General features: G+C 69.0%; 5 protein-coding genes. 1 reads left to right on the forward strand and 4 read right to left on the reverse strand.

Annotated elements, in window-relative coordinates:
• Nucleotides 1–188: 188 nt before the first annotated feature.
• The 4 genes from ACVOK1_RS19965 to ACVOK1_RS19980 all read right to left on the reverse strand — a co-directional run bounded on the left by ACVOK1_RS19965 (nt 189) and on the right by ACVOK1_RS19980 (nt 4,354).
• Nucleotides 189–653, reverse strand: a complete 465-nt coding sequence (locus ACVOK1_RS19965) for a hypothetical protein (protein WP_481563043.1) — start codon at nt 651–653, stop codon at nt 189–191.
• Between the two features lie 101 nt (nt 654–754).
• Nucleotides 755–2,551, reverse strand: a complete 1,797-nt coding sequence (locus ACVOK1_RS19970) for a DUF7844 domain-containing protein (RefSeq protein WP_481563044.1) — start codon at nt 2,549–2,551, stop codon at nt 755–757.
• Nucleotides 2,552–2,591: 40 nt separating this feature from the next.
• On the reverse strand, nt 2,592–2,903 hold the full coding sequence (locus ACVOK1_RS19975) for a DUF2388 domain-containing protein (protein WP_481563045.1): 312 nt from the start codon (nt 2,901–2,903) through the stop codon (nt 2,592–2,594).
• Between the two features lie 62 nt (nt 2,904–2,965).
• Nucleotides 2,966–4,354 carry an FAD-binding oxidoreductase gene (locus tag ACVOK1_RS19980; RefSeq protein WP_481563046.1) on the reverse strand — a complete coding sequence of 463 codons (1,389 nt, stop codon included), beginning with the start codon at nt 4,352–4,354 and terminating at the stop codon, nt 2,966–2,968.
• Between the two features lie 172 nt (nt 4,355–4,526).
• Here ACVOK1_RS19980 and serA point away from each other — a divergent pair, with 172 nt between their 5' ends.
• Nucleotides 4,527–5,768 carry a phosphoglycerate dehydrogenase gene (serA, locus tag ACVOK1_RS19985; protein ID WP_481563047.1) on the forward strand — a complete coding sequence of 414 codons (1,242 nt, stop codon included), beginning with the start codon at nt 4,527–4,529 and terminating at the stop codon, nt 5,766–5,768.
• Nucleotides 5,769–5,907 lie beyond the last annotated feature (139 nt).

Consider the following 5,907-nt stretch of genomic DNA (forward strand, 5'->3'; position numbering starts at 1 on the left):
CCGGCGGCCGCGCGCGCCGGCCCCCCCCCCCGCCGGCGAGCCGCGCCCGCCCCCCTCACCCCGCCCCCGGGCGGGGCCCGCCCCCCCGGCGACCGCCTCCTGTAGAGCCGAGCCCATGCTCGGCTGCTTCTGCTGATGCATCGCGGGCAAGTGCAGCCGAGCAGGGGCGCGGCTCTACAGAATTACGATTATTTGCTGCCGAAGTTGCCGCAGCCGTGGTACTGGTGCGCGCCGATGGTCAACATCGCCTTGGCCTCGAATGATTCGCCGCTCATGCCGTCCTGGCAGGTGGTGCGCTGGAAGCTCAGCTTGATGGGCGTGCCATCAGCGGCGTTGCCAGCCCAGCCATCGGCGCCCGCGGTGGGTGCGGAAACCTGGAAACGGCGCTCGCCATAGTCCACCTCGACCTGAAGGCCTGGCGCGTCGCCGTCGACCACGGCCAGCCAGCCGGGTTCATTGCCGCTGGCACGGAACGCTGCGGTGCCTGCGCTGCCGTTGCCTTCGGTTTCGCTCGCGGCGGCACTGTCCGTCGCCGGCTCAGGCACGGGGGCTGGCAGGTCGGCGCCTGCCGCTGCGGCGGGGGCTGGTGCCGGCTGGCACGCGGTGAGGATGATGCCCAGGGAGGCCGCCAACAGGCTGGGAGCTGTACGCATGGCTCGACTCCTTGTCGATACTGCTGAGGACACCTGACCGTACCACTTCGGCGCAGGCAGGGCCTGAAAGCCGCCTGACCGCAGCCCCGCGCACCGGGCAATCAACGAACGGCCACGCCCGCTGCCGGCGCCGCTGCCTGCTCCCGCAGCCGGTTGCCGAGTGCGGCCAGGTTGGCATCGATGTCATCCAGCTCCTGCCGTTGTCCGGCAGGCAGCTCTGCGCGCAGTTGCTGGCGCAGCGACTGCCAGGCAGGCACGGCCGCGGCACTGGCGGCGGTCACGGCCTCGGCGACCACGGCCTGCTCCTCGGCCAGCGGCAATCCGTAACCGCCCTCGGCCAGCAGCCGGCCTGGCCGCAGCCACTGCCCGCTCTGTTCCAGCAGGCCACGCAGCTGCGCGGTTGCCGGGCCGTCCGGCGCCGCCAGCAGGCGACGCTTCAAGCTATCGCGCGCACGCAGCTCGGCGCGGCGCTGCGCGGCCTGCTCCAGCAGCAGCAACCCGGCGCTGGCGCGCACATCGCCCTGCTGCAGCCACGGCGCGCGCTGCCGCGCGGGCAGCTTCAGCCAGTCCCGAACGTCCGCCGCCGGCAATGCGTTCTGTGCCGCCGCGACCGCAAACAGCTGCTGGTAATGATCGCGTGCCGATGCGAAGTAGTAGCCCTGCGCCTGCGCAGTGGCAGGATCATCCAGCACCCGCGCATCCAGTACCTCCAGCCGCGCCAGACGCCGGCGCAGGCCACGCGGGCTCAGCTGGGCCAGGCCCGCCTCGCCCAACCGCGGCACGCCGGCCTGCAGCAGCTTGGCCGCTTCCACCGCACAGTTGTTGCTGACAAAGTAATAGCGCCCGTCATAGCTCCAGTGCACCTGCGCCGTGCGCTCGAGCAGGCTGGCGATCTCGCTGCGGTCGAGCTTCAACGGCAACGACTGCAGGCCACGCAGCTCGACCTTGGTGTACTCGTCCACCACCTGCTGCAGCGGCAGCACGTACAGGCGCGAGGGATAGCCGCCAGTCAGGCCGCGCCAGTTGGAAATCTGCACGTCGCCGACGAATGCACGGAACGACAGGACGCGGTGGTACTGCAGATCCAGCCGGCACTCGGGCCCCGGCACGCGGCCCGGGCGGCAGATCACCAGCCGCAGCATGCTGTGGCCCCAGCGGCTCATCGGCTGCGCACTGCCTTCGGCCAGCAGGTAGTCCACGGCATAGACGCGCGAAGGGTCCAGTTGCAGCAGCGACGCGGCGCCCTCCTCCTCCTCGGCCTGCAGCAGCGGCACGGTACGCCCGCACTGCGGCGCCGGCAGCGACGGCGGCGTCCCGAAATGCTGCTGGTACCACTGCGCCATGGCCGGCCGGCGACAGGCGAATTCGGCATCGAGGACGAAGCGCTCGGCGTTCACCGCCAGGTATTCGGCGGGGTCCTGCAGCTCGTAGGGATCCGGGCTGCGGTCGCTGAAATGATTGGCGCCACGCCCCAGGTGCCACGGCCTGCGCTGCCAGCCGGCCAGATCGCGCCAACGCGCGCTGCGCGACCAGTTCGCGCCGCTGCGGTCGGCAACGTGGGTCAGTTCATGGATCAGTGCGCTGCGGCGCGCACGGCGCGCACCGGCCTGGCTGTCATCCAGCAGATCCAGGCGCAGGGCGATGCGCCCGGCGAATGCGCGGCCGTGTACCTGTGCCGGCAGATCATCGCGCCACGACACCCGTACCTGCGCGGGTAAGGCACGCAGCAGGCCATCGGGCAGCAGCGCCTGCACGTCGTCCAGCGTCTGCCGGGCGAGCTGCTGTTGCGGCTCGCTCAGTCCGGCCGGATCGAGCTGCAGGCGATCGGCGGCGTGCGCAGCATGCGCGATCAGCAGTAGAGCCACGCCATGCGTGGCTGCGTTCCGTGCAGATGTCATGGAATTGCCGGCCAGCGGCCGGCACTACCGGAAGGCCGGATCAGCGCGCCAGCAGCGCGCGGGCCAGCTGCAGGTCGCTCTGCTGCTGGGCAGTGGCATCCTGCTCGCGCAGGTGCACCAGTGCCGCCTGCAGGCGCGCGCCACGGATCTGGCCATCGCTGGCAACAAAGGCAGCCGCGTCATCGCGCGCAGCCAGCACAACCTTGTCATCACCCGAACTGCTGCCCGAGGTACCTGCCGAAGAAGCGGAGGCCGAACCGGCCGACGTACCGGCAGACGAGCCGGCGAAGCTGGAAGCAAAGCCGGCCAGCGGCAGTGACAGCAGGGCGAGCAGCAGAAGCGGACGGGTCATCGTGGTCAGGCCATCAGTGGGTATGCATGGAGCGTAATGGTTGCGTGAAGTCTTTGCCTGCATCAGACGTCGAACAGCTTGCCTGGATTCAGCCGCGCGTCGGGATCGAACGCGCGCTTGACCGCCTTCATCAGCGCGATTTCCGCCGGTCCGCGCGTGCTGTCCAGGTAGCCCTTCTTGACCAGGCCGATGCCGTGCTCGGCGGAAATGCTGCCATCGAAGCGCGCCAGCACCTGCGCCAGCAGCTTGGTGACGTGCTCGCACTGCGTTACGAAATCGGCGTTACTGGTGTCATCGGGTTTCAGCACGTTGATGTGCAGGTTGCCGTCACCGATGTGGCCGAACCAGACCACGTCGAAATGCGGATACGCCTCGCCGATCAGCGCCTGGGTCTCGGCCAGGAACGCCGGCATCGCCGAGATCCGCACCGAGACGTCGTTCTTGTACGGCTTGTAGCGTGCCACTGCCTCGGTGATGCCCTCGCGCAGGCGCCACAGCTGGGCGGCCTGGGCATCGCTGGCGCTGATCACGCCATCGCTGACCCAGCCATTGCCCATGCAGTCCTCGAAGGCCGCCATGGCCGCTGCTTCCTGCGCCTCGTCATTGGCGGCGAACTCGGTGACCACGTAATACGGGTGCGCCTCGTCGAACGGCGCCTGCGCACCGTGCGCCAGCACGTGTTCGAGCGCGCGCTCGGTGAAGAATTCGAAGGCCTGCAGCTGCAGCCGCGCACGGAAGGCGGCAAACACCTGCATCAGCACGTCGAAACTGGGCACCGCCAGCAGCATCACGTTGCTGGCCGGCGGCGGGTCGGTCAGCTTCACCGTGGCTTCGACGATCACGCCCAGCGTGCCTTCCGAACCGATCATCAGCTGGCGGAAGTCGTAGCCGCTGGAGTTCTTGATCAGGCCCTTGTTGAGTTCCAGCAGCTCACCGCTGGCGGTGACCACCTTCAGCCCGGCGATCCATTCGCGGGTGTTGCCGTAGCGGATCACGCGGATGCCGCCGGCATTGGTGGCGATGTTGCCGCCGATCGAGCACGAGCCACGCGCCGCGAAATCCACCGGATAGATCAGGCCGTGTTCCAGCGCAGCATTGTGCAGCGCCTCCAGCGGCATGCCCGCCTGCACCACCAGGGTGCGGTCGACGGCGTCGTAGGCCAGCGCCTTGTTCATCCGCTCCAGGCTCAGCACCAGCTCGCCATTGGCCGCCACCGCGCCGCCGGACAGGCCGGTGCGGCCGCCCGAGGGCACCACTGACACAGCCTCGGCCGCGCTCCAGCGCATCACCGCCTGCACCTCCTCCACCGTTGCCGGCAGGGCGATGGCCAGCGGCGCCGGGGTCCAGCGCCGGGTCCAGTCGCGGCCGTAATGCTCCAGGTCGGCAGGGTCGGTCTTCAGCTTCAGGCCGGGACAGGCCTGCTGCAGCGAGGCGATGCGGGAATCGGTCATGACAGTCCAGCGCGGTGCGTGAAGAACGGGCAAGCGTGCCAGCGGCGCGGGCCAGCGTCCAGTCCCGTCAATCGCCAGCAGATGGCTACGAATGCAACTATTTCCGCACTGCACCATGGCCCCGGCGATCTGGCATAGTGGTCAGCCCCTGTCCCACTGGCCGTGCCGCACCATGTCGCCGAAGAAGACCTCGTTCCCCAAGCAGGATATCCGCGTGCTGTTGCTGGAGGGGGTCAGCCAGACCGCCGTGGAGGTTTTCACCTCCGCCGGCTACAGCCAGATCGAAGCGCACAGCAAGGCGCTGCCGGAAGACGAACTGAAGGCCCGCATCGCCGAGGCGCACATCGTCGGCATCCGCTCGCGCACCCAGCTCAGTGCCGAGGTGCTGGCCGAGGCCAAGCGTCTGATCGCCGTGGGCTGCTTCTGCATCGGCACCAACCAGGTCGACCTGGACGCGGCCGAGCTGGCCGGCATCCCCGTGTTCAACGCCCCCTATTCCAACACCCGCAGCGTGGCCGAGCTGGTCATCGCCGAAGCGATCATGCTGACCCGCGGCATTCCGCAGAAGAACGCCGAATGCCATCGCGGCGGCTGGTCGAAGTCGGCCAGCGGTAGCCATGAAGTGCGTGGCAAGACCCTGGGCATCATCGGCTACGGCCACATCGGCACCCAGGTCGGCGTACTGGCTGAATCGCTGGGCATGCAGGTGATCTTCCACGACGTGGAAACCAAGCTGTCGCTGGGCAACGCCCGCGCTGCCGCCAGCCTGGACGACCTGCTGGCGCGCGCCGACATCGTCACCCTGCACGTGCCGGAAACCCCGTCCACGCAGTGGATGATCGGCGCCACCGAGCTGGCGAAGATGCGCCCCGGCGCGCACGTGATCAATGCCGCGCGCGGCACCGTGGTCGACATTGATGCCCTGGATGCAGCGCTGGCCAGCGGCCATATCGGCGGCGCCGCGCTGGACGTGTTCCCGGTCGAGCCGAAGGGCAACGGCGATGTCTTCGAATCGCCGCTGACCCGCCACGACAACGTGATCCTGACCCCGCATGTGGGCGGCAGCACGCTGGAAGCACAGGACAACATCGGCATCGAGGTGGCGGCCAAGCTGGTGCGCTACAGCGACAACGGCAGCACCCTGTCGGCGGTCAACTTCCCGGAAGTGACCCTGCCCGAGCACGCCGACAGCCTGCGCCTGCTGCACATCCACCAGAACGTGCCGGGCGTGCTGTCCAAGGTCAACGAGATCTTCTCGCGGCACAACTTCAACATCGACGGCCAGTTCCTGCGCACCGACCCGAAGGTGGGCTACGTGGTGATCGACATCACCGCCAGCGAGGAACAGGCCGGCGCCGTGCGTGACGAGCTGGCCGCGATCCCGGGCACCCTGCGAACCCGCATTCTGTACTGATGAAGGCGTCGCCGGGCATTGCCCCGCCCGCCCGACGGTAGCGCTGGGCCAAGGCCGGCGGAAAAGGATCCCGCCCCGCGCCCGCCCCGCAATGGGGGGCTCAAAAGGGTTTTACCCCCCCAACCACCCCAAGGGGGGG

It is taken from the genome of Stenotrophomonas sp. STEN087 (genome assembly GCF_056759115.1).

Bases quoted from the DNA above. Each gene is read 5' to 3' on its own strand.
- ACVOK1_RS19965 (WP_481563043.1), bottom strand. From the start codon at position 653: ATGCGTACAGCTCCCAGCCTGTTGGCGGCCTCCCTGGGCATCATCCTC.
- ACVOK1_RS19970 (WP_481563044.1), bottom strand. From the start codon at position 2,551: ATGACATCTGCACGGAACGCAGCCACGCATGGCGTGGCTCTACTGCTG.
- ACVOK1_RS19975 (WP_481563045.1), bottom strand. From the start codon at position 2,903: ATGACCCGTCCGCTTCTGCTGCTCGCCCTGCTGTCACTGCCGCTGGCC.
- ACVOK1_RS19980 (WP_481563046.1), bottom strand. From the start codon at position 4,354: ATGACCGATTCCCGCATCGCCTCGCTGCAGCAGGCCTGTCCCGGCCTG.
- serA (WP_481563047.1), top strand. From the start codon at position 4,527: ATGTCGCCGAAGAAGACCTCGTTCCCCAAGCAGGATATCCGCGTGCTG.